This window comes from Roseateles saccharophilus (genome assembly GCF_004342485.1).
Classification (GTDB): Bacteria; Pseudomonadota; Gammaproteobacteria; order Burkholderiales; family Burkholderiaceae_C; genus Pelomonas; species Pelomonas saccharophila.
Window position 1 is genome coordinate 63,167 of the sequence record NZ_SMBU01000020.1, and the last position, 20,229, is coordinate 83,395.

General features: G+C 67.8%; 16 protein-coding genes. 7 read left to right on the plus strand and 9 right to left on the minus strand.

Annotation, left to right across the window (positions count from 1 at the left end):
* Positions 1 to 388: 388 nt before the first annotated feature.
* The 3 genes from ubiE to pstS form a co-directional block, all read right to left on the minus strand.
* Entirely contained in the window at positions 389 to 1,120 is a 732-nt protein-coding gene (ubiE, locus tag EV671_RS16365) for a bifunctional demethylmenaquinone methyltransferase/2-methoxy-6-polyprenyl-1,4-benzoquinol methylase UbiE (protein ID WP_132573642.1), read from the minus strand.
* A 7-nt stretch (positions 1,121 to 1,127) separates the two neighbouring features.
* A complete protein-coding gene (locus EV671_RS16370; RefSeq protein ID WP_132573644.1) occupies positions 1,128 to 1,520 on the minus strand; it encodes a gamma-butyrobetaine hydroxylase family protein in 393 nt (130 codons plus the stop codon).
* Positions 1,521 to 1,773: 253 nt separating this feature from the next.
* Entirely contained in the window at positions 1,774 to 2,820 is a 1,047-nt protein-coding gene (gene pstS, locus EV671_RS16375; protein WP_132573646.1) for a phosphate ABC transporter substrate-binding protein PstS, read from the minus strand.
* 112 nt (positions 2,821 to 2,932) lie between these two features.
* On the opposite strand from pstS, the gene EV671_RS16380 reads away from it, so the two are divergent.
* Positions 2,933 to 4,963 (plus strand): M13 family metallopeptidase, encoded by a 2,031-nt coding sequence (locus EV671_RS16380; protein ID WP_165917602.1) that lies wholly within the window; start codon positions 2,933 to 2,935, stop codon positions 4,961 to 4,963.
* A gap of 303 nt (positions 4,964 to 5,266) precedes the next feature.
* Complete coding sequence (locus EV671_RS16385; RefSeq protein WP_132573650.1) at positions 5,267 to 5,770, plus strand: hypothetical protein; 504 nt, start codon at positions 5,267 to 5,269, stop codon at positions 5,768 to 5,770.
* Here the strand turns inward: EV671_RS16385 and EV671_RS16390 are convergent.
* Positions 5,760 to 6,200 (minus strand): HIT family protein, encoded by a 441-nt coding sequence (locus tag EV671_RS16390; protein WP_132573652.1) that lies wholly within the window; start codon positions 6,198 to 6,200, stop codon positions 5,760 to 5,762. The two genes, EV671_RS16385 and EV671_RS16390, sit on opposite strands and share 11 nt — an antisense overlap.
* Positions 6,197 to 10,054, minus strand: coding sequence for a DUF3683 domain-containing protein (locus EV671_RS16395; RefSeq protein ID WP_207911180.1), 3,858 nt, complete (start codon positions 10,052 to 10,054; stop codon positions 6,197 to 6,199). The genes EV671_RS16390 and EV671_RS16395 overlap by 4 nt, the downstream gene beginning before the upstream one ends.
* A gap of 48 nt (positions 10,055 to 10,102) precedes the next feature.
* Between EV671_RS16395 and ugpQ the strand changes: the two genes are divergently transcribed.
* Positions 10,103 to 10,837, plus strand: coding sequence for a glycerophosphodiester phosphodiesterase (gene ugpQ, locus EV671_RS16400; protein ID WP_132573656.1), 735 nt, complete (start codon positions 10,103 to 10,105; stop codon positions 10,835 to 10,837).
* A 276-nt stretch (positions 10,838 to 11,113) separates the two neighbouring features.
* On the opposite strand, the gene EV671_RS16405 is transcribed toward ugpQ, so the two are convergent.
* Positions 11,114 to 11,323, minus strand: coding sequence for a hypothetical protein (locus tag EV671_RS16405; RefSeq protein WP_132573658.1), 210 nt, complete (start codon positions 11,321 to 11,323; stop codon positions 11,114 to 11,116).
* 54 nt (positions 11,324 to 11,377) lie between these two features.
* On the minus strand, positions 11,378 to 11,572 hold the full coding sequence (locus EV671_RS16410; RefSeq protein WP_132573660.1) for a hypothetical protein: 195 nt from the start codon (positions 11,570 to 11,572) through the stop codon (positions 11,378 to 11,380).
* 473 nt (positions 11,573 to 12,045) lie between these two features.
* Here EV671_RS16410 and EV671_RS16415 point away from each other — a divergent pair, with 473 nt between their 5' ends.
* The 3 genes from EV671_RS16415 (at position 12,046) to EV671_RS16425 (ending at position 17,057) form a co-directional block, all read left to right on the plus strand.
* Positions 12,046 to 13,185 carry a substrate-binding domain-containing protein gene (locus EV671_RS16415; RefSeq protein ID WP_165917603.1) on the plus strand — a complete coding sequence of 380 codons (1,140 nt, stop codon included), beginning with the start codon at positions 12,046 to 12,048 and terminating at the stop codon, positions 13,183 to 13,185.
* A 376-nt stretch (positions 13,186 to 13,561) separates the two neighbouring features.
* Complete coding sequence (locus EV671_RS16420) at positions 13,562 to 14,830, plus strand: alkaline phosphatase family protein (protein ID WP_132573664.1); 1,269 nt, start codon at positions 13,562 to 13,564, stop codon at positions 14,828 to 14,830.
* A 121-nt stretch (positions 14,831 to 14,951) separates the two neighbouring features.
* Positions 14,952 to 17,057: a phosphocholine-specific phospholipase C gene (locus tag EV671_RS16425; RefSeq protein ID WP_132573666.1), complete on the plus strand. Its 2,106-nt coding sequence runs from the start codon at positions 14,952 to 14,954 to the stop codon at positions 17,055 to 17,057.
* Between the two features lie 146 nt (positions 17,058 to 17,203).
* On the opposite strand, the gene EV671_RS16430 is transcribed toward EV671_RS16425, so the two are convergent.
* Positions 17,204 to 17,482 (minus strand): hypothetical protein, encoded by a 279-nt coding sequence (locus tag EV671_RS16430; RefSeq protein WP_132573668.1) that lies wholly within the window; start codon positions 17,480 to 17,482, stop codon positions 17,204 to 17,206.
* Positions 17,483 to 17,546: 64 nt separating this feature from the next.
* Between EV671_RS16430 and EV671_RS16435 the strand changes: the two genes are divergently transcribed.
* Positions 17,547 to 19,220, plus strand: coding sequence for a B12-binding domain-containing radical SAM protein (locus EV671_RS16435; protein WP_207911181.1), 1,674 nt, complete (start codon positions 17,547 to 17,549; stop codon positions 19,218 to 19,220).
* Here the strand turns inward: EV671_RS16435 and EV671_RS16440 are convergent.
* On the minus strand, positions 19,210 to 20,208 hold the full coding sequence (locus EV671_RS16440; RefSeq protein ID WP_165917604.1) for a serine kinase: 999 nt from the start codon (positions 20,206 to 20,208) through the stop codon (positions 19,210 to 19,212). The genes EV671_RS16435 and EV671_RS16440 overlap by 11 nt on opposite strands.
* Between the last annotated feature and the right edge of the window lie 21 nt (positions 20,209 to 20,229).

The window sequence follows — 20,229 nt, forward strand, 5'->3', positions numbered from 1 at the left end:
GGTGGGATATGTCGCTTCTGTGGGGGCTCGCGACCCCACAAAAGGCTTCGCTTCGAGCTCACGGTTAGAGCGATTTCAAGGCAGAAGTTCCCTGGCCCCCACGTTCGTGGGGGACGCGATCCGACGCCTGCGGAAACCGCCTCCCGGCGGTCCGGATTTCAATGGCGCAGGGCGCGTGATTCAGGGCCTTGCGGGCCGAGCGCCGGGCCTGCCAATGGCCAGAGGCCATCGGCCTTGCGTAGGCACAAGCAGTCCGCAGGGACTGCCTGTGTCCGACTCCAGTTCCCAAGCCGGCCCGCGCTGGCGAAGTGCTCGGGGCCGATGCCGCGGGCACCGCCGCCCCCGCGGGGGGCGGACCAGCGTACCCGCCGGGTCGGGGGGCCTCAATTCAACATTTGATGCCGGCGTGCAAGGCGACGAGGCCGGCGCTGAGGTTGTGCACATCGACATGGCCGAAGCCGGCCGTCTTCATCATGGCCTTGAGCGTGGCCTGGTCGGGGTGCATGCGGATGGACTCGGCCAGGTAGCGGTAGCTCTCGGCGTCGCCGGCGAACAGCGAGCCCAGCTTGGGCAGGATGTTGAAGGAGTACCAGTCGTAGGGCTTCTTCAGCGGCTCGGCGATCTTGGAGAACTCCAGCACCAGCAGCCGGCCACCCGGTTTGAGCACGCGGCACATCTCGGCCAGGGCCTGGTCCTTGTGCGTCATGTTGCGCAGGCCGAAGGCCACGCTGACGAGGTCGAAGCTCTCGCTCTTGAAAGGCAGCTTCTCGGCGTCGGCCAGGCTGGTGGGCAGGATCAGGCCTTCGTCCAGCAGCCGGTTGCGGCCCTGGCGCAGCATGGCCTCGTTGATGTCGGTGTGGACGACGACGCCCGTCTCACCCACCTTGCGGGCGAAGGCGCGCGACAGATCGCCGGTGCCGCCGGCGATGTCGAGCACGCGCTCGCCCGGCTTCAGGTTGGCCACCTGCACGGTGTAGGCCTTCCAGGCCCGGTGCATGCCGGCCGACATCAGGTCGTTCATCAGGTCGTACTTGGACGCGACCGAGTCGAAGACGCCGCGGACCTTGCCGGCCTTCTCGGCCTCGTCGACCGTGCTGAAACCAAAGTGCGTCTGTGTCATGGCGATGTCAATGCGAATGGCAGGAGCCGCCGGCCTTCACCGGCATGGCGTCGTCGCGGCCCTTGCCGGCGGCGGCCAGGCGGGCCTCGTAGTCGCGCCAGAGGGCCGCCTGCTGGCTGCCGAGCTTGTAGAGATAGTCCCAGGTGAACAGGCCGCTGGCATGGCCGTCGGAGAACTCGGGGCGCACGGCGTAGTGGCCGACCGGCTCCAGGCCCGTGATCAGCACGTCGCGCTTGCCGGTCTGCAGCACTTCCTGGCCCGGGCCGTGGCCCATGACCTCGGCGGACGGGCTGTAGACGCGCATCAGCTCGAAGGGGATTTGAAAGCGCGCACCGTCGTCGAAGGCGATCTCCAGCACGCGGGACTGCTGGTGGACGGTGATTTCGGTGGGCGTGGCCATGCCGTGAGTGTCCCTCAGTTATCCGGGTTCCATGAACCGCGGACCGGCACCGGGCCGCCCCAAGCCGGCCCGCAGGCGATGTGCTTGCGGCTCAATGCCGCAAGCGTCGCCGTCCCCCTGGGGGCTGAGCCCGGACACGTTGAGCCCAGTGGGCTCGACGTGCCTGGCGAAGAGCTGCGGCACTGTCCGCAGCGCGGTCTGCAAGACCGACGAGGCTTGCCCGCGTTCAGCGCGGCGAGACTGGGCGAGGGGCTCAAAACGACTGGTAGACCGGCAGCTTGCCGTCCTTGGGCTTGACCTGGGTGAAGCGCGCGGCCAGGCGCGACTGCACGCTGATCGGCAGCGGCGCGAAGCCGGTGCCGCGGGTCAGCTCGTCGCCGTGCATGAAGCTCCAGTACAGGAACTTGAGCGCGCCCAGCGCCTGCGGCGCGGTGGCCGGCTCGGCATCGACCAGCACGAAGCTGGTCAGCGTGATCGGCCAGGCCTCGCTGCCCGGCCGGTCCAGCAGCGTCGCGAGGTCGTCGCCCTGGCGGTGCATGTCGCTTTCGAGGATGGCGGCGCGGAAGCCCGCTTCCGTCGGCAGCACGAAGTGGCCGGCCACGTTGCGCAGCTTCACGGCCACGAGCTTGTCGCGCAGCACGCGGTCGTAGGAGACGTAGGCGATGGCGCCCGGCGTGGCGCGCAGCTTCTGCACCATGCCGTCGTTGCCCTCGGCCTTCAGCGGCTCGCCGGGCCAGGCCGGCGACTGGCCGGCACCGACCTCGGTCTTGAAGGCCGCCGAGGCACCCGCCAGGTAGCGGGTGAAGCCGTCCGTCGTGCCGGACTTCTCGGCGCGCACGACGCGCCGGATGGCCAGGCCCGGCAGGCCCACGCCCGGGTTCAGCGCGGCGATGCGGCCATCGTTCCAGGCCTTGATGCGGCCCTGGAAGATGTCGGCCAGCACTGCGCCGTCCAGTTGCAGGGGCGCGCCCAGGCCGGGCAGGTTGACGACCGGCACGACGCCGCCAACCAGCATCGGGATCTGCACCAGATGCTGCTTGGCCAGCTCGGCCGGCGGCAGCGGCGCGTCCGTGCCGCCGAAATCGACTTTGCGGGCGGTGATCTGCTTGATGCCGTCGCCCGAGCCGGTGCCCTTGTAGGCGACCGTGCCGCCGCCGGCCTTCGCGAAGGCCTTGGCCCAGGTCTCGTAGACCTGGGACGGGAAGGTGGCGCCCTGGCCCTGCACGGCCTGGGAGAAGGCGGGAGCGGCAAGCAGCAGCGAGGCCGCGAGGGTCGGAATCAGGCGCTGGAGGACGGACATGGCCGGGAGCTGGGATCTTGGTGAAAACCCGCAATCATGCCCTGTGTCTTCCGGCGAGCCGGCCCGCCGGACGATCTAATCTTGCATTTCCATGGCTTATTTCTCTCGTCCCATGCCCAGATTTGCCCGCCATCGCCTGGCCGCTGCAGCCACCCTGCTCGGCCTGGCCGCCGCCGCACAGGCCCTCGACCTGAGCGGCCTGTCCAAGGGCGTCCAGCCCTGCGACGATTTCTATGCCTTCGTCAACGGCAACTGGGAGTCCGCCACCGAGCTGCCCGCCAGCCGCGCCCGCATCGGCAGCTTCGACCAACTGCGCCAGAACAACGACGCCCTGCTGCAGAAGGCGCTGGTGGAACTGGCCGAGACGCCCACACTGCAGACGACGCCCGGCCTCAGGCTGATCGCCGCCTACTACGCCAGCGGCATGGACGAAGCCGCCATCGAGGCGCGCGGCCTAAGCTCGATCGCGCCGCTGCTGAACCGCATCGACGGCCTGCAGCGCCGCGAGGACCTGCCCGCCCTGCTTGCGCTGCTGAACCGCAGCGGCATCCACGCGCCGCTGGCCTTCGGCGTGCAGCCCGACCGCAAGGACACCCGCCACAACGTGCTGGGGCTGTCGCAGTCGGGCCTGGGCCTGCCCGACCGGGACGACTACTTCCGCGACGACGAGCGCACCCGCACGGTGAAGGCGGCCTACCGCAGCTTCGCCGGCACCATGCTGGCCGCAGCGGGCCGCCCGGCCAGCGAGGCCGAGCTGGATGCGCTGAGTGACTTCGAGACCCAGCTCGCCGAAGCCACGCGCGAGCGCGCCAGGCTGCGCGACCCCAATGCAGGCTACAACCCGATGAGCCCGGCCGAACTCACCGCGGCGGCCCCCGGCTTCGATTGGGCCTCCTACCTCGCCGTGCTGACCGCGGGCGCCAAACTGCCGCAGCGCCTCATCGTCGGCCAGCCCGAGTTCGCCACGCGCGTCGCCAAGCTCGCCGCCGACACGCCGCTGCCCGTCTGGCGCCAGTACCTCGCACTGCGCGTGTTCGACGCCGCCGCGCCGCGCCTGCCCAAGGCCTTTTCGACGGCCGCTTTCGAATACCGCGGCAAGACCATCACCGGCCTGCAGGCGCCGCCGCCACGCGGCGAGGACGTCATCCTGCAAATCGGCGGCCGCACCGGCGGCGAGCCGGTGGCACTCGCCCTGGGCGAGCTCTTCGTCGCGCGAGCCTTCTCGCCGCAGGCCCAGAAGCGCTCGCTGCAACTGCTGGAGGATGTGCGCGCCAGCATGAAGGCGCGCATCGAGAAGCTGGAGTGGATGACGCCCGCGACCAAAGCCAAGGCACTGGAGAAGCTGGCCAATATGCAGCCCATGATCGGCGCTCCCGACAAGTGGCCGCAGTTCGAGGGCCTGCAGCTCAGCGCCAACGACTACGCCGGCAACTGGCTCAAGGCCGCGCTGTGGCAGAGCGGCCAGCAGATGAAGGACCTGGACGCGCCGGTCGAACGCGGCCGCTGGCGCACCAGCCCGCACATCGTCAACGCCTTTGCCGGCGGCCTGAACCAGATCACCTTTCCGGCCGGCATCCTGCAGCCCCCCTTCTTCGACGCCAAGGCCGACGACGCCGTCAACTACGGCGGCATCGGCATGGTCATCGGCCACGAGATCACCCACCACTTCGACGACAGCGGCCGCAACTTCGATGCCGGCGGCTCGCTGACCGACTGGTGGACACCGGCGGACGCCGCGGGCTACAAGGCGCGCGCCGACAAGGTGGCCGAGCGCTACGGCGCGATCGCGCCGCTGCCGGGCTACAACATCAACGGGAGGCTCACGCTGGGCGAGAACATTTCCGACATGTCGGGACTGCCCATCGCGTTCGAGGGCCTGCAGCGCGCCCTCAAGCGCAGCGGCGGCGCCGACCACAAGATCGACGGCTACACGCCGGCGCAGCGTTTCTTCCTGAGCAATGCGCTGGTCTGGCGCAGCAAGGTGCGCAACGAGTTCCTCATCAACCAGTTGCGCACCGACCCGCACTCGCCGGCCAAGTACCGTGTGCTGACGCCGATGAGCAACTCGCCCTACTTCGCCCAGGCCTTCAGCTGCAAGCCGGGCAGTGCGATGGTGGCGAGCGACCCGATCACGGTCTGGTGAGCTGAAGCCTTCAAGCAGCAAACGGGGCCGATGGCCCCGTTTTTCATTCCTGGCCTGGCTCGACGGTGAAGGAAGTCACCCGGGCTGGCTTGGGCGATGGCGGCGCCCATGACGACCGGCACAGGAGCACTTCGTCGTCACAAAACGGACTTCATGCAATTCAGCCGCGGTTTTCTGCGGGCCGTCGCATGCGGTCGGCATCTCATCGCCTGCGGCTTGGGGCCGCTCAGTTGCACGCCTAGCCTGAGAACAGGTCGACGCGCCGCGTCCCCTGCCCCCACCAATGCCCAACAGGAGCTAGTCATGTCCACCCGCTACTCGATCGCCCGCCGCACGTCCATGCTCAACGGCCTTTTCGCCAGCCTCGCCTGCGCCGTCGCGCTGACCCTCACCGCCGGCCCGGCGCTGGCTCAGTCGACCGAGATGGAGCGCGTCGAGGTACGCGGCCATGTCGTGGAAGCGCCGGTGCGCTACGACGTGCACGCCAGCTGCACCGGCATCGATGACCAGCTGCGCAGGCCGCTGGCGAAGACCTGGTTCCGCGAGGACAGCTATGGCGAGGTGAAGGTGCAGCTCGTCATGGAGAACGGCGAGATCGGTGACGTCAAGGCCCAGGGCGTTTCCTACGCCGTGGCGCGCGATGTGCGAAACGCCGTGCGTCATCTGCGCTGCGGCCCGCAAACGGTCGCGGCGGCCCAGGTCTACCGCTTCAGCGTCGACTTCGTGGACCCGAGCACGCCGGAGGGCGACACGCAGACGGCCGGCACCCGGCGCGCCGTCATCCGCGTCTCGCAGATCAGCAGGTAAGGGCCTGCGCGACGGCCGCGTCCACGGCCTGCAGCGGCAGCGCCAGGCGCGACGCGGCGCCGCCCGGCACCTCGTCGCGCTGGGCGGCGGCCCAGACGGGCGCCGGGAAATGGCTGTCCCAGTCGAAGCGGGCGATGACGTGCCAGTGCAGATGCGGCACGACATTGCCCAGCGTGGCGAGGTTGACCTTGGTCGGCGCGAGCAGGGAGCGCAGCACCTGCTCGATCCGGACCACCGCGTCCATGCAGGCGTTTCGGTCCTCGGCCGAAAGATCGCTGAACTCGGCGACATGCGCCGCCCAGATCAGCCGGTAGAAGGCGGGGAAGCGGCGCGCCTCCTCGCCATCGACGACACGCACGACGCGAAAGCTCGGCGTGCGTGCGACGACGAGGCCGCCGTCGCCCTTGCAGAGCGGGCAGGCCTGGCTCACACCAGCACCCGCTCGATGCCGCCGTTGTTGGCCTTGGCGACGTAGTCCGGCATCCAGTTGTCGCCGAGGATCTGGCGGGCCATCTCGACGACGATGTAGTCGGCTTCGAGCAGGCCGTTCTGCAGGTCGTCGCCGTAGCGCGTGAGGCCCTGCAGGCAGCTCGGGCAGGAGGTCAGGATCTTCAGGTTGTCGTCCGCACCGACCTTGCCGCTCGCGCGCAGCTCGGCCTCGGTCTTGCGCAGCTCCTCCGTCTTGCGAAAGCGCACCTGGGTCGAGATGTCGGGCCGGGTGACACCCAGCGTGCCGCTCTCGCCGCAGCAGCGCTCGTTCTTGACGACGTTCTCGCCCACCAGCGCCTTCACCGTCTTCATCGGCTCCTGCAGCTTCATCGGCGTGTGGCAGGGGTCGTGGTAGAGGTAGCTGGTCTTGGAGCCGAGGGTGATGCCCTTCTCCAGCAGGTATTCGTGGATGTCGATGATGCGGCAGCCGGGGAAGATGTCCTCGAACTTGTAGCCCTGCAGCTGGTCGTAGCAGGTGCCGCAGCTCACCACCACGGTCTTGATGTCGAGGTAGTTCAGCGTGTTGGCGACGCGGTGGAAGAGCACCCGGTTGTCGGTGATCATCTTCTCGGCCTTGTCGAACTGGCCCGAGCCGCGCTGCGGATAGCCGCAGCACAGATAGCCGGGCGGCAGCACCGTCTGCACACCGGCATGCCAGAGCATGGCCTGGGTGGCCAGGCCCACCTGGCTGAACAAGCGCTCCGAGCCGCAGCCGGGGAAATAGAACACGGCCTCGGTCTCGCTCGCCGTGGCCGGCGGGCGGATGATGGGCACGTAGTTCTTGTCCTCGATGTCCAGCAGCGCCCGCGCCGTCTTCTTGGGCAGGCCGCCGGGCAGCTTCTTGTTGATGAAGTGGATGACCTGTTCCTTGACCGGCGCCGGGCCGACGGTGGCCGGCGGCGCGCTCGTCTGCTTGCGGCCCGCAGGCTTGAACAGGTCCACGGCCAGGCGCTGGGCCTTGAAGCCTATGCCCACCATGGCCGTGCGCGCCAGCTTGATGGTCTCGGGATTGGTCGCGTTCAGCATGAACATGGCCGCGGCGTTGCCGGGCCGCCAGGTCTTCTGGCCCATCTTGCGCAGCAGGTTGCGCATGTTCATCGTCACGTCGCCGAAGTCGATCTTGACCGGGCAGGGGCTGGCGCATTTGTGGCAGACCGTGCAGTGGTCGGCCACGTCCTCGAATTCCTGCCAGTGCTTGATGGACACGCCGCGGCGCGTCTGCTCCTCGTACAGGAAGGCCTCGACCAGCAGCGAGGTGGCCAGGATCTTGTTGCGCGGGCTGTAGAGCAGGTTGGCGCGCGGCACATGCGTCGCGCAGACCGGCTTGCACTTGCCGCAGCGCAGGCAGTCCTTGACCGAGTTCGCAATCTCGCCGATGTCGCTCTGCTGCATGATGAGCGACTCGTGGCCCATCAGGCCGAAGGACGGCGTGTAGGCATTGCGCAGGTCGGCCGGCAGCGCAGCATCCTTCAGCAGCTTGCCCTTGTTGAAGCGGCCTTCCGGGTCGACCTTTTTCTTGTAGGCCGTGAAGTTGGCAAGCTCGTCATCGCTGAGGAACTCGATCTTCGTGATGCCGATGCCGTGCTCGCCCGAGATCACGCCGTCCAGCGAGCGCGCCAGCACCATGATGCGCGCCACGGCCTCGTGGGCCGTCTGCAGCATCGCGTAGTTGTCGCTGTTGACGGGGATGTTGGTGTGCACATTGCCGTCGCCGGCATGCATGTGCAGGGCCACCCAGACGCGGCCGCGCAGCACCTCCTTGTGGATGCGGCGGCACTCCTGGACAAGGGGCTCGAAGGCCGCGCCGCTGAAGATGGCCTGCAGGGGCTTGAGGATCTGCGTCTTCCACGAGGCGCGCAGCTCGTGCGTCTGCAGCTGCTCGAAGAAGCCCGTGTCCAGGCCGGCCAGCCATTGCTGCCACAGCTCGCCCACCTCGCGCAGCAGGGCCAGAGCCTGCTGCACACGGTCTTCCAGCAGCTCGGCACTGGGAATCTCGCCGGCGTCGTCGCTCTTGCCCAGCGGCAGCTTGCCCGCCGCAAACAGCGCCTGCAGCGCCGTCACCAGCTCCAGCTTGTTGCGCAGGCTGAGCTCGATGTTGATGCGCTCGATGCCCAGCGTGTACTCGCCCATGCGCGGCAGCGGGATCACGACGTCCTCGTTCACCTTGAACGCGTTCGTGTGCTTGCTGATGGCCGCGGTGCGCTTGCGGTCCAGCCAGAACTTCTTGCGCGCATCGGCGCTGACGGCGATGAAGCCCTCGCCCGAACGGCCGTTGGCCAGGCGCACGACCTCGCTGGTGGCGCGCGCCACCGCGTCGGCGTCGTCGCCGACGATGTCGCCCACCAGCACCATCTTCGGGAAACCGCCGCGCTTGCTCTTGGTCGCGTAGCCCACCGCCTTCAGGTAGCGGTCGTCCAGGTGCTCCAGGCCCGCCAGCAACACGCCGGTGTCGGCAATCGAGAACATGTAGTCCTTGATGTCGACGATGCTGGGCACGCAGTCCCGGGGGTTGCCGAAGAACTCCAGGCAGACCGTGCGCGTGTGGGCCGGCATGCGGTGCACGATCCAGCGCGCGCTGGTGATGAGGCCGTCGCAGCCTTCCTTCTGGATGCCCGGCAGGCCGGCGAGGAACTTGTCCGTCACGTCCTTGCCCAGGCCCTCCTTGCGGAAGACGCGGCCCGGGATGTCCAGGCGCTCGGTCTTCTCCAGCGTCTTGCCCGAGGCGTCGAAATGGCGCAGCTCGAAGCTCGCGACCTCGACGTCATGGATCTTGCCGAGGTTGTGGTTCAGGCGCACGACCTCCAGCCACTTGGCCTCGGGCGTCACCATCTTCCAGCTGGCCAGGTTGTCCAGCGCCGTGCCCCAGAGCACGGCCTTCTTGCCGCCGGCGTTCATCGCCACGTTGCCGCCGATGCAGCTCGCTTCGGCGCTCGTCGGGTCCACCGCAAAGACGAAGCCATGCTGCTCGGCCAGGTCGGCCACGCGCTGCGTGACAACGCCGGCCTCGCTGAAGATGGTCGGCACCTCGCGATCCAGGCCCGGCAGCTTCAGCATCTCGACGCCGCGCAGCGCTTCCAGCTTCTCGGTGTTGATGACGGCGCTGTTCCACACCAGCGGCACGGCGCCGCCGGTGTAGCCGGTGCCGCCGCCGCGCGGGATCACGGTCAGGCCCAGCTCGAAGCAGGCGCCCACCAGGCCGGCCATCTCGGCCTCGGTGTCCGGCGTCAGCACGACGAAGGGGTATTCCACGCGCCAGTCGGTCGCGTCGGTCACATGGGACACGCGCGACAGGCCGTCGAACTTGATGTTGTCCTTGGCCGTGTGGCGGGCCAGCGTCTTCGACGCGCGCTTGCGCAGTGTGGCGACGCGCTCGAACAGGGCCGCGAACTCGCCCACCGCGGTCTGGGCCGCCGTCAGCAGCTCGCCCACCGCCGCGTCGCGCTGGGCATCGGCCGACGGGTCGCGGCGCTTCTGCACCTCGGCCAGGCGGTGATGCAAGGCCTCGATCAGCAAGGCGCGGCGCTTGGGGTTGTCCAGCAGGTCGTCCTGCAGATAGGGGTTGCGCTGCACCACCCAGATGTCGCCCAGCACCTCGTAGAGCATGCGCGCGGATCGGCCCGTGCGCCGCTCCAGCCGCAGCTTGTCCAGCAGCTCCCAGGCCCGGGAGCCCAGCAGGCGGATCACGATCTCGCGGTCCGAGAACGAGGTGTAGTTGTAGGGAATCTCGCGCAGGCGAGGCGCGTCGGTGTCGGCAGCGTCAGCGGCGGCCGGCATCAGGGGATGCGGGGCATTCATAGAGGGAAAGGATCGTATCGCAGGGGGTTTCCCCTCAGAATCCGACGGATGAAGCCTTGGCCCTATCCCTTGTGGCTTGCCCACCGCGGCGCCGGCAAGCTCGCCCCAGAGAACACGCTGGCCGCCTTCCGCGTCGGCGCCGGTTTCGGCTTTCGAGCCTTCGAATGTGACGTCAAGCTGAGCCGGGACGGCGAAGCCTTTTTGCTGCATGACGACACGCTGGAGCGCACGACCAGCGGCCAGGGCTCGCCGGCCGGGATAGCCTGGGCCGAGCTGGCCCGGCTCGACGCCGGCAGCTGGCACAGCCCGCCCTATGCCGCCGAGCCGCTGCCGCGCTTCGCGCAGATCGCCGCTTTCTGCCAGGCCAATGCCTGCATGCTGAACGTCGAGATCAAGCCTTGCCCCGGCGAGGAAGCCCGCACGGGCGCAACCGTGGCGCGCGAGGCCGCGCGGCTGTGGGCCGGCGCGCTGCCGCCGCTGCTGAGCAGCTTCAAGCCCGAGGCTCTGGCCGCCGCCCGCGACGCCGAGCCGACCCTGCCGCGAGCGCTGCTGCTGGACGCACTCTGGCCCGGTTGGACCGAGGCCGCCGACGCGCTGGGCGTCGTGGCCGTCATCACGAACTGGCGGCTGATGGACCGCGCGCTGATCGAGCGCCTGCACGCCAGGGGCTGGCGGGCGCTGGTCTACACGGTCAACGACGCGTCGGTGGCCCGACGGCTCATCGGCGACGGCATCGACGGGCTCATCACGGACGCCGTCCACGAATTTGGCCCCTCGCGCTGAAGGCCAAGACATCGACTGACACCCGCCAAATCGACCCGGACGACAACGCTGCGTCAGGCCGCAGTTCACGAACGATCTGCCACCAGCGCGCTGGCGCCAGATGATCACCGACCGCGGGATGCGCGGTTCGACATCATGTCGCGGTTCACCATGGGCGCGGTCAGGCTGGCAGGCGCAACCGCTCTACAGTTGGTGAGAGCCTTGCTGGCTGTATGAGGCTCAGGCTCGAGCCCTTCGAATGCCGCCAACGGCAGGTGACGCGGCAACGAGCCTGAGTCAGCCTTCCGTCCGGCTGGGATGCGCACCCAGCCGGACCTGGTCACCCAGCACCGTCATCCAATTGCGGCCGTCGCTGCCCTTGGCCACGAGCTTCTTGGCGAGCAGAGCGCTCTGCACATGTTCAGGAGGCTGGACGCCTCCGGGCGCCGGAGGAAAAAACCAGAAGAAGCGCCGCTCCTCAGCGGTCAGGACGATCTCATCGGACATGAGGCTCATTGTGCCCGCGGAGCATCGCGACGCCTTCGAGCCGCCGCAGCCGGATCAGCGCCCCGAGAATTCGCAGACCGTGTCGTGCCGCTCGTCCCGACCGCCATCTTTGATCTCGACGGCGCACGGGAACCCGAGCGCCGCACGGCGGGCCGGCGCGTCATTGCTGCGCCGGGTTTCCTCCCATTCCAGCTGGCGACGCCCCTGGGCATTCAGCGCGTGAACCTGAACGATGAACCAGGCGAGCATGCATGTGATCAGGTCGGCGGGGCGGGCTGCAGTCATGCCGGCCGACCGGGGATGGCGGCGCCGGTTGACGACTCGAACCCGAGCGCGGCTGTCATCGCGAGCGAGTCCGCGACGATTTGCCGCCCGCAGGGCAGCGTGAGCAAGTACTGCGGCGACCGGGCCGGTACGTCGCCAACGCGGCCCTCGCCCGCGGCCCGACGCCAGCCTGTGGAAATGCCGGCGCCACAACGCGGTCGGATCGCCAACGGCATGGATCGCGTCGCCCTCGGGACGGCTTGATCTGGATCATGAGGGGCCGTCGTCGCCGTTCTCCTGCACCGCAGGCGCGAGCGCTTCGAGGAGCCGCGACATATGCTCGTCACCAACGTCAGACGCATGGCCTTTGGGCGTTTCCCGAATCCGCCGCTTCGTGCCCCCCGAGCGAAGGGCCGGGCGAGCTCGGCGCCCTGTGTTGCCTTCAGAGGAGAGTGCTGATGATTGGTCTGGACCTCGTGAAGCCCGGTTCATGGAAACGTCTAGATCTGCGTGTTCGGGCAGGGGCGTTGGCAGCTGCGTTGGCGCGGGCGACATGCCGAAGCTCGGTGGGATCCGGGGGACGCAGGCGGGCCGGCGCTGCCCTCCTGATCGCGGTACTGATTTCCGGACCGTCCTTCTCGAACGAAGCACCACCCAACACGCCCTCCAAGAAGGTCGTGTTCCTGGCCCAGGATCTGCGCAACGGCGGCATCGTTGCCGCTTTCCGGAGTTTTCAGGAGGCGGCCAAGGAAGTCGGTTGGGCTGTCTCCCTGGTGAATCTGCAAGGGAATACCCAAATGCTGAGGACCCGGTTCACCGAGCTCGCCGCCGGCAAGTTCGATGCGATCGTGCTCGGAGGGGCCGACGAACGCGCGGTCGCCGACCTTGCGACATTGCTGGACCATCCGGGCAAGCCAAGGACGGTTGTCGTTGGCTGGCATGCGTCGGACAAGCCTGGCCCAGGCCAGCTCGTCTTCACCAACGTCACCACCGATCCGGCCCTGGTTGCGGAAATGGCCGTGAGCTACCTGGTCCGCACCGCGCTCGATCACGCCGGCGTGGTCTTGTTCAACGACAGCCGCTTCGCCATCGCCAACTACAAAACCCAGCACATGATTGATGCGCTGCAGCATTGCAAGGTGTGCGAAGTGCTGGCCGTCGAAGACATCCCGATTTCCGAGGCGGGTGAACGCATGGCCGGCACCATCAAACGGCTGCAGTCCCGATGGGGCAAGCGCTGGACCCACGTCCTCGCGATCAATGACGTCTATCTGGACTCCATCAACTTCCCCGAAGCGTTGATCGGCCGAGCCGACCTTGTCGGCGTCGCTGCCGGTGACGGCTCGCGCACGGCATTGACGCGAATTCGCACCGGGCGCTCCAAACAGGCCGCCACCGTCGCCGAGCCCGTCGGGCTGCAGGGCTGGCAATTGGTCGACGAATTGATCAGGGCTTTCTCCGGCGAACCGCCCAGCGGCAGCGTTGGCAAGCCGGTGCTCGTAACGGCCGAGATGCTGAGAGACCGTCCCGATTGGGATCTACAGCTTGGCGCGGGCGAACAAGAGGCTTTCAGGCGGCGCTGGCACGACCGACATTGACGGCATTCAGGCGTCACTCATGCAGTCGACGCTGCAGATTGAGCCGCTCGCCAAATTTGGTGGCAGACACGCAGCGGCTACCGCCGCCAAGGCGCTCACCGTGCCCGCGCGCAAGGTCGGCTCAGGGCAGTTCCTGTTCCTCAGCCAGAGCGTGAGCCCACCGGGCGACCTTGACGCGTTTGCGATGGCCCAGGAGCTCTTGCAACGCCTGTTACCGCAGCATTCACCCGCATGTCACCGCGCCGTCATCGCCGGCCATAAGCATTGCGGCAGCCCTGACATGCAGTTCGTTCCCGGCCCGCCGCGTCGTTCAACCCACGTGGATGCCCTGGACGCGTCATCGCCCCGCAGCCATCGACTCACCAGGAGATTCTTCATGAAGTTCGCCCTCGCTTCCATCAGCCTCGCGCTGGCCAGCCTTGTGACCAGCGCCCATGCCGGCGAAGGGGTCACGCCGCACGGGGTGCCGCATCTCGACCATGTCTTCGTCGTCATGATGGAGAACCACGGCTACGGCCAGATCGCCAACAACCCGAACGCGCCGTTCATCAACAGCCTGGCGCGCGCCGCCAACCTGTCGACGAACTACTTCGCGATTGCCCACCCGAGCCTGAACAACTATCTCGAGGTCGTCGGCGGCTCGAACTTCGGCGTGCTCAGCGACAACGATCCGGACTGGCACAACGCCGCCTGCACGACCAACCTCGCCACCGGCGTGCCCAACACCGACAACCCGCCGAGCCCCTCGATCTGCCCGATCTACGGCGTCGGCACGGACGCGGCCGTCGTCGCGATCGACATGACCAACGAGGCCAGCGGCGCGCCCGGCACGATCAACATCGATGGCGTGCAGTCGATTCCTGCCATGTCGGGCATCAGCGGCATCACCATCGCCGACCAGCTCGCACGCGCCGGCAAAACCTGGAAGAGCTACCAGGAGAACCTGCCGCTCGAAGGTGCCGACCGCATCAACTACAGCGACGGCATCTACAGCAACCTGACCGACTTCACGACGATCACGCCGGCCCTGAACCCGCCGCTGACGAAAGCCAACATCGTCAAGCAGTACGCGGCCAAGCACAACCCGTTCGTCTACTTCCGCAGCATCCAGGAAGGCAGCGACCACAACCTGAGCTACCGCAACATCGTCGGCTTCGATGGCGAGCACGGCCTCTACGCGGACCTGGCCGCTGGCCATGTGCCCAGCTTCTCCTTCATCGCGCCGAACCAGTGCAACGACCAGCACGGCCGCGGCAATGCCGGCGCCTTCTGCAACTACGACCCGACGGACAACGGCACCCAGGCGGGCTTGAACCCGGCGCTGATCAAGGCCGGCGACGTGGCCGTGCGCAAGATCGTGCAGGCCATCCGCTCGTCCAAGGCGTGGAAGAACGACGAGCACCGCAGCGCCATCGTCGTGCTGTGGGACGAGAACGACTACAGCACCGTGCCCAACACCAACCAGGTGATGCTGATCGTCGACACGAACTACGGCGCCCACGGCGTCGTCAGCAGCAAGCGCTACAACCACTTCTCGCTGCTCAAGAGCATCGAGGGGGCGCTGGGCCTGCCCTGCCTGAACCACGCCTGCGACGCGAACGTCGACGTCATGTCGGACCTGTTCGCCGAAGGCGGCCACCGCTAAGCCCTGCCCGAGCGGCCGGCAAGGCCGGCCGCTCACCGGCCCAATTCCAACCCACCCGCCAGACCGGCGGCGCGAGCAGGCGCTGCCGGCTTGGCCGTGCACGACGTCCCTGGAGAAGCTCATGAAGAACGACTCACGCTCGCGCCGCGAGGTCCTCAAGGCGCTGGCCGCCGCGGGCTCGCTGTCCGCCCTGCCCGACAGCATCACGAAGGCACTGGCCGTGCCGGCCTTCCACCGCAGCGGGACGATCAAGGACGTCCAGCACATCGTGATCCTGACGCAGGAGAACCGCTCCTTCGACCACTACTTCGGCACGCTGTCCGGCGTGCGCGGCTTCGGCGACCCGCGCGCGATGAAGCTGGCCTCGGGCAAGCCGGTGTGGATGCAACCCACGCCCGGCGGCGACGTGCTGCCCTACCGGCCGCAGGTGCCTCATCTCGGCTCGTCCTATCTGCCCGACCCGCCACACGGTTGGAACGACGGGCATGGCGCCTGGAACCGCGGCTACTACGACCAGTGGATTGCCAGAAAGGGCATCGTCACGATGACCCACAACGAGCGCCGCGACCTGCCCTTCCACTTCGCGCTGGCCGAGGCCTTCACCGTCTGCGACAGCTATCACTGCGCGGCGATGACCTCGACCGACCCGAACCGCTACTACATGTGGACCGGCTGGGTCGGCAACGACGGCAACGGCGGTGGCCCGGTCATCACGAACGCCGAGGCCGGCTACGGCTGGAAGACCTTCCCCGAGCGGCTGCAGGAGGCCGGCATCACGTGGAAGGTCTATCAGGACAAGGGCGACGGCCTGTTCCAGAGCGACACCGTCTGGTGGGGCTGGACCGCCGACGCCTTCATCGGCAACTACGGCGACAACTCGCTGCTGTACTTCAAGCAGTATCAGGACGCGCTGCCGGGCACGCCGCTGGCCGATCGTGCGAAGAGCGGCACCGAGATCAAGTTCCAGAACCGCGACCCGATGCAGCTGCTCGCTGATTTGCGCGCCGACATCGCCGCCGACCGCCTGCCGCAGGTGAGCTGGATCGCGGCCCCCGAGGCCTACAGCGAGCACCCGAACTGGCCGAGCGACTTCGGGGCCTGGTACATCGCGCGCGTGCTGGATGCGCTGACGGCCAACCCCGAGGTGTGGAGCAAGACCGCGCTCTTCATCAACTACGACGAGGAAGGCGGCTTCTTCGACCACATGGTGCCGCCGACGCCACCGGCCACGCCGGAAATGGGAGCCTCCACGGTGCCGGTCACGAATGAAATCTTCCCCGGCGACGCGAAGCACCCGGCCGGCCCCTATGGCCTGGGCCTGCGCGTGCCGCTGCTCGTCGTCTCGCCGTGGAGCCGCGGCGGCTGGGTCAACTCCCAGCTCTTCGACCACACCTCGCTGATCAAGTTCATCGAGCGCCGCTTTGCCGACGAGCATCCCGGCCTCGTCGAAAGCAACATCCAACCCTGGCGCCGCGCGATCACCGGCGACCTGATGTCGGCCTTCGACTTCCGCGCGCCCAATGCCGCGGCGCCGAAGCTGATGGATGTGTCCCAGTACATGCCGGTCGACAAGACCAACAAGCCCGATCTGCCGCTGGCGCTGCCCGCGGCCCAGACGCTGCCGCAGCAGGAGCGCGGCGTGCGCCCGTCGCGCGCCCTGCCCTACGAGCTGAACGCGCTGGCAACGCTGGACACTGCCTCCGGCCAACTGTCGATCGCGATGGCCAACACCGGCGACGCGACCGCCGCCTTCCAGGTGCGCTCAGCAAATGCGGCCGATCTGCCTCGCTGCTACACCGTCGAGCCCGGCAAGCAGCTCACCGGCCAGTGGAGCGCCGCCGGCCTGGCCCGCTACGACGTCGAGGTGCATGGGCCCAATGGCTTCCTGCGTGCCTTCCGCGGCGCACCGGCCGGCGCCAACCGCGCCAATCTCGAGGTGAGTTCGCAGTACGAGCGCGCCGCCCAGGGCCTGCGACTCAGGATCCGCAACCTCTCGCCCCAGCGCGCGCTCGTGCGCCTGACCGACCGCTACAGCGGCGAGGTCCGCACCCACGAACTGCAACCGGGCGAGTACCACCACGGCGCGTGGACGGCCGTGCGGCACGGCGCCTGGTACGACCTCGTCATCACGGTGGATGGCGATGCCGACTTCCGGTTCGAGCTGGCAGGGCGCATCGAGAACGGCCGCGACAGCATCACCGACCCGGCCATGGGCCACACGGCCTGAGCCGGCGCCCAGCTTTTCGTCGAGGGCGCGAAGCCCATCGGCAGCCGGTCAAGGCCGGCTGCCGATGGATTCAACCGCGAGGCATCTTCACCGGCGCCGACAACGGGGTCGGCCGGCGCATCTCACGGCGAGGCCTGACCGGGGTTTCAGTCATGAGCCACCTCCTGTGGTTTGCCGAAGCCGTTTGCGTACGCGATGGCAATCGCGGCTTGGTCCTCCCGGCCACAGTCCAGAAGAATCGCAGTGGCGCTCCCGAGCGCCTCCAGGCGCATCTGCGCCCCGTGTCGCACGAGATCGGCATCGGTCGTTTCCTCCTGGTCCCGGAGGATCGCAGCGACGGCTGCAATCTCGCTGGCAGCGTGAGAGGAGGACTGATCACGGGCGGCGGAAAACCCCTCCGACATCGCAGTTTTCTGGTCAGGCATAGGACACCTCCGGACCCAGATGCCGTGCGGAGAAGTGGCACGACTGGCGGCGTGTAGCGGCTAGATGGGCGATCCCCGCAGGCAGGCCATGGCAAAAAGGATGCTCAAGGTATCGACGCACGCCAGGAGGCTGGCCGGTGAACAAGGCAATCAGGATCGCGTCGCGCATCGACTCGTTGTGCCGCCCAACAGCTGGCGATGGCGTACAAGAATCTTTTTGGCCGCCCTCGATGAACCTTACGGCCTCGGGCCGGCACACACGCATCTCCAACGCCAAGGAGAAGGCGTGCTTTCAGTCCTGGTCGGCCACAGTTTCTTCCTGCGCTTCGACGCCAAACAGTTCGAGCGTGCCAAGCCCTATCCACCTCTGGCGACTCTGCAGATCGCCGAGCTGCTACGGGGCCAAGGCCATGAAGTGTCCCTGTTCGACGCGATGCTGGCTTCGAGCACGAAGGACTTCGACAACATGCTCGAGAGACGGCGGCCGCAGCTGGTCGTGCTCTATGAAGACAACTACAACTATCTAAGCAAGATGTGCCTGGCCCGCATGCGCGAGGCCGCATGCTCGATGATCACCAGCGCCCGCCGTGGCGGGGCGCGCGTCATCGTCGCCGGCTCGGACGCGAGTGACGCGCCGGAACCCTACCTTCAGGCAGGCGCCGACGCCGCATTACGCGGCGAAGGCCTGGAAGCGCTGAATCTGCTGCTCCGTCGCCTGGACACTCACCCGTCGCTGGATCACCGAGCCCTTGTCGAGGGCATAGCCCAGGCCGTCACTCAGGTCGATGGCCGGCTGTTGCGCGGCCACGCAGCGACCACAATCAGCCTGCCCCAACCAAGAGCCGCCGAGGCGGCGCATCTCGAGGCGCCTGCCGCCTGGGATCTCGTTGAGATCGAACGTTATCGCGCGACCTGGATCGCCGCTCATGGGAGCTTCAGTCTCAACATGGCTGCATCTAAGGGCTGCTCCTTCCGCTGTGCCTGGTGCGCCAAACCCATTTGGGGGCAGCACTACCAGCAGCGAAGCCCAGCTGCTGTCGCTGCCGAGATGGCGGACTTGAAGCGCCGATTCGCACCCGACCACATCTGGTTCGCCGACGACATCTTCGGCTTCCGCGCGGACTGGGTGCAGCGCTTTGCGGCGGAACTAAAGGCGCACGGCGGCGGCGTCCCATTCACGATCCAGACTCGTGCCGACCTGGTCAGCGACACGATGGCACAGGCGCTGTCTGACGCCGGCTGTTACGAGGCCTGGATCGGTGCCGAAAGTGGCAGCCAGCGGGTGTTGGACGCAATGGACAAGGGCACCACCGTCGCCGAAATCCTGCAAGCCCGGCGGCGCCTACGAGCCGCGGGTGTGCGCGTCGGTTTCTTCATCCAACTCGGCTATCTGGGCGAAGGGCTGGACGAATTGCTGCAAACGCGCCGCCTCATCGAAGAGGCCAAGCCGGACGACATTGGCGTCAGCGTTTCCTACCCGCTGCCGGGGACGCGTTTTCACGAACAGGTCAAGACTCAGCTCGGCGGGAAGACCCACTGGGAAGACAGCGCCGACTTGGCCATGATGTTCCAAGGGAGCTTCGGCACCGACTTCTATCGCGAAGTGCGCGACCTGCTGCACGCCCAGGTCGACCTCGGCCGGATCGATGGCAGAACGTGGCATCGCGGCCACCACGAGCTGCAGCAGCGCTGGACGCGGCTGATCTCCGGCGCGAGCGCCGCCGCCCTCACCGCGTGAACAAGTTGCGTAAGGCCAAGGCCCCGTCACGCGGATGAGCACCACGCTTCAACACCCAGCCTTGCAGCCCTCCGCAGGCCTGGGTCAGCTCGGCCCATCCCGGCTGCCCGGCGGCGTAGGCCTGGCTGGCGTGCAGGCAGTCCAGGGTTTCGGCCGGCTCCAGGGGCTGCAGCAATTCACTGCCTGTTGCCAGATCCGGCTCAGCGAAAACGAGATGCGCGAGTCTCAGCGGTTCGGTGGCCAGCCGCGCCCAACTGGTTCTCAGGTCGAGTTCGTGCTTCTCGACGCCGCTGCGGCGGCGGATCATCGGCGAGGCCCGGATACGTTCGCGCAGCGCCGCATCGTCGACCCAGTGCAAGGCGTCAAAGCGCAGGTGCAGGAAATTCGCCACGCCGGTCACGCGCAGGGTCGATGCCTCGACGAAGCTCGCATCCTCGGTCAGGAAGTCCAGACCCTGCAGCATCGCATGCAGGGCCAGGGTCGACTTGCCCGCACCGCTCTCGCCGACCAGCAGGGCGCCGACGCCCCCCAGGCCGACACAGCCCGCATGCAGCGGCACCAGGCCTTGGCTGCGGCTGGCCAGGAGGAAGACGGCAAATTCGACGAGCTCGTAGCGCGCGTGGTACGGGTGGCCCAGCAACTCCCGGGAGACCTGCACGACAGCACGCCGACCCGCCGGATCCACAAGGACCAGGTTGTGCGCGTCCACAGCCGCACCCAGCAGGCCCGCGCCGCCGAACATGCGCGCCACTGGTGGCTCCGCTTCGAAAGCCGCACCGCCAGCCACCAGCCTCAGTTCGATCTGCAGTTCGGCGGCCCCCAACTCATGCACCGGGAGGTCGCGGTAGGCCTCATCGACAAGCGACAGCAGCTCGGCGCTGTCGCTGCGGAACTCGATGGCGGCACCGAGCAACTGGAAGCGCCGGCGCAGCGCCGGCGGCGTCCGCTCGAGGAAGGGGTCGGCGATCTGCCGGGGATCAGCGTGCAAGGACGTTCGCGTCATAACTGG

What these genes read in the sequence shown, in the direction of transcription:
- EV671_RS16395 (WP_207911180.1), bottom strand. Translation starts at nt 10,054, where the DNA reads ATGAATGCCCCGCATCCCCTGATGCCGGCCGCCGCTGACGCTGCCGAC.
- EV671_RS16425 (WP_132573666.1), top strand. Translation starts at nt 14,952, where the DNA reads ATGAAGAACGACTCACGCTCGCGCCGCGAGGTCCTCAAGGCGCTGGCC.
- EV671_RS16370 (WP_132573644.1), bottom strand. Translation starts at nt 1,520, where the DNA reads ATGGCCACGCCCACCGAAATCACCGTCCACCAGCAGTCCCGCGTGCTG.
- EV671_RS16415 (WP_165917603.1), top strand. Translation starts at nt 12,046, where the DNA reads ATGATTGGTCTGGACCTCGTGAAGCCCGGTTCATGGAAACGTCTAGAT.
- EV671_RS16420 (WP_132573664.1), top strand. Translation starts at nt 13,562, where the DNA reads ATGAAGTTCGCCCTCGCTTCCATCAGCCTCGCGCTGGCCAGCCTTGTG.
- EV671_RS16385 (WP_132573650.1), top strand. Translation starts at nt 5,267, where the DNA reads ATGTCCACCCGCTACTCGATCGCCCGCCGCACGTCCATGCTCAACGGC.
- EV671_RS16410 (WP_132573660.1), bottom strand. Translation starts at nt 11,572, where the DNA reads ATGCTCGCCTGGTTCATCGTTCAGGTTCACGCGCTGAATGCCCAGGGG.
- EV671_RS16380 (WP_165917602.1), top strand. Translation starts at nt 2,933, where the DNA reads ATGCCCAGATTTGCCCGCCATCGCCTGGCCGCTGCAGCCACCCTGCTC.
- EV671_RS16435 (WP_207911181.1), top strand. Translation starts at nt 17,547, where the DNA reads ATGGGCGATCCCCGCAGGCAGGCCATGGCAAAAAGGATGCTCAAGGTA.
- ugpQ (WP_132573656.1), top strand. Translation starts at nt 10,103, where the DNA reads ATGAAGCCTTGGCCCTATCCCTTGTGGCTTGCCCACCGCGGCGCCGGC.
- EV671_RS16430 (WP_132573668.1), bottom strand. Translation starts at nt 17,482, where the DNA reads ATGCCTGACCAGAAAACTGCGATGTCGGAGGGGTTTTCCGCCGCCCGT.
- EV671_RS16405 (WP_132573658.1), bottom strand. Translation starts at nt 11,323, where the DNA reads ATGTCCGATGAGATCGTCCTGACCGCTGAGGAGCGGCGCTTCTTCTGG.
- pstS (WP_132573646.1), bottom strand. Translation starts at nt 2,820, where the DNA reads ATGTCCGTCCTCCAGCGCCTGATTCCGACCCTCGCGGCCTCGCTGCTG.
- ubiE (WP_132573642.1), bottom strand. Translation starts at nt 1,120, where the DNA reads ATGACACAGACGCACTTTGGTTTCAGCACGGTCGACGAGGCCGAGAAG.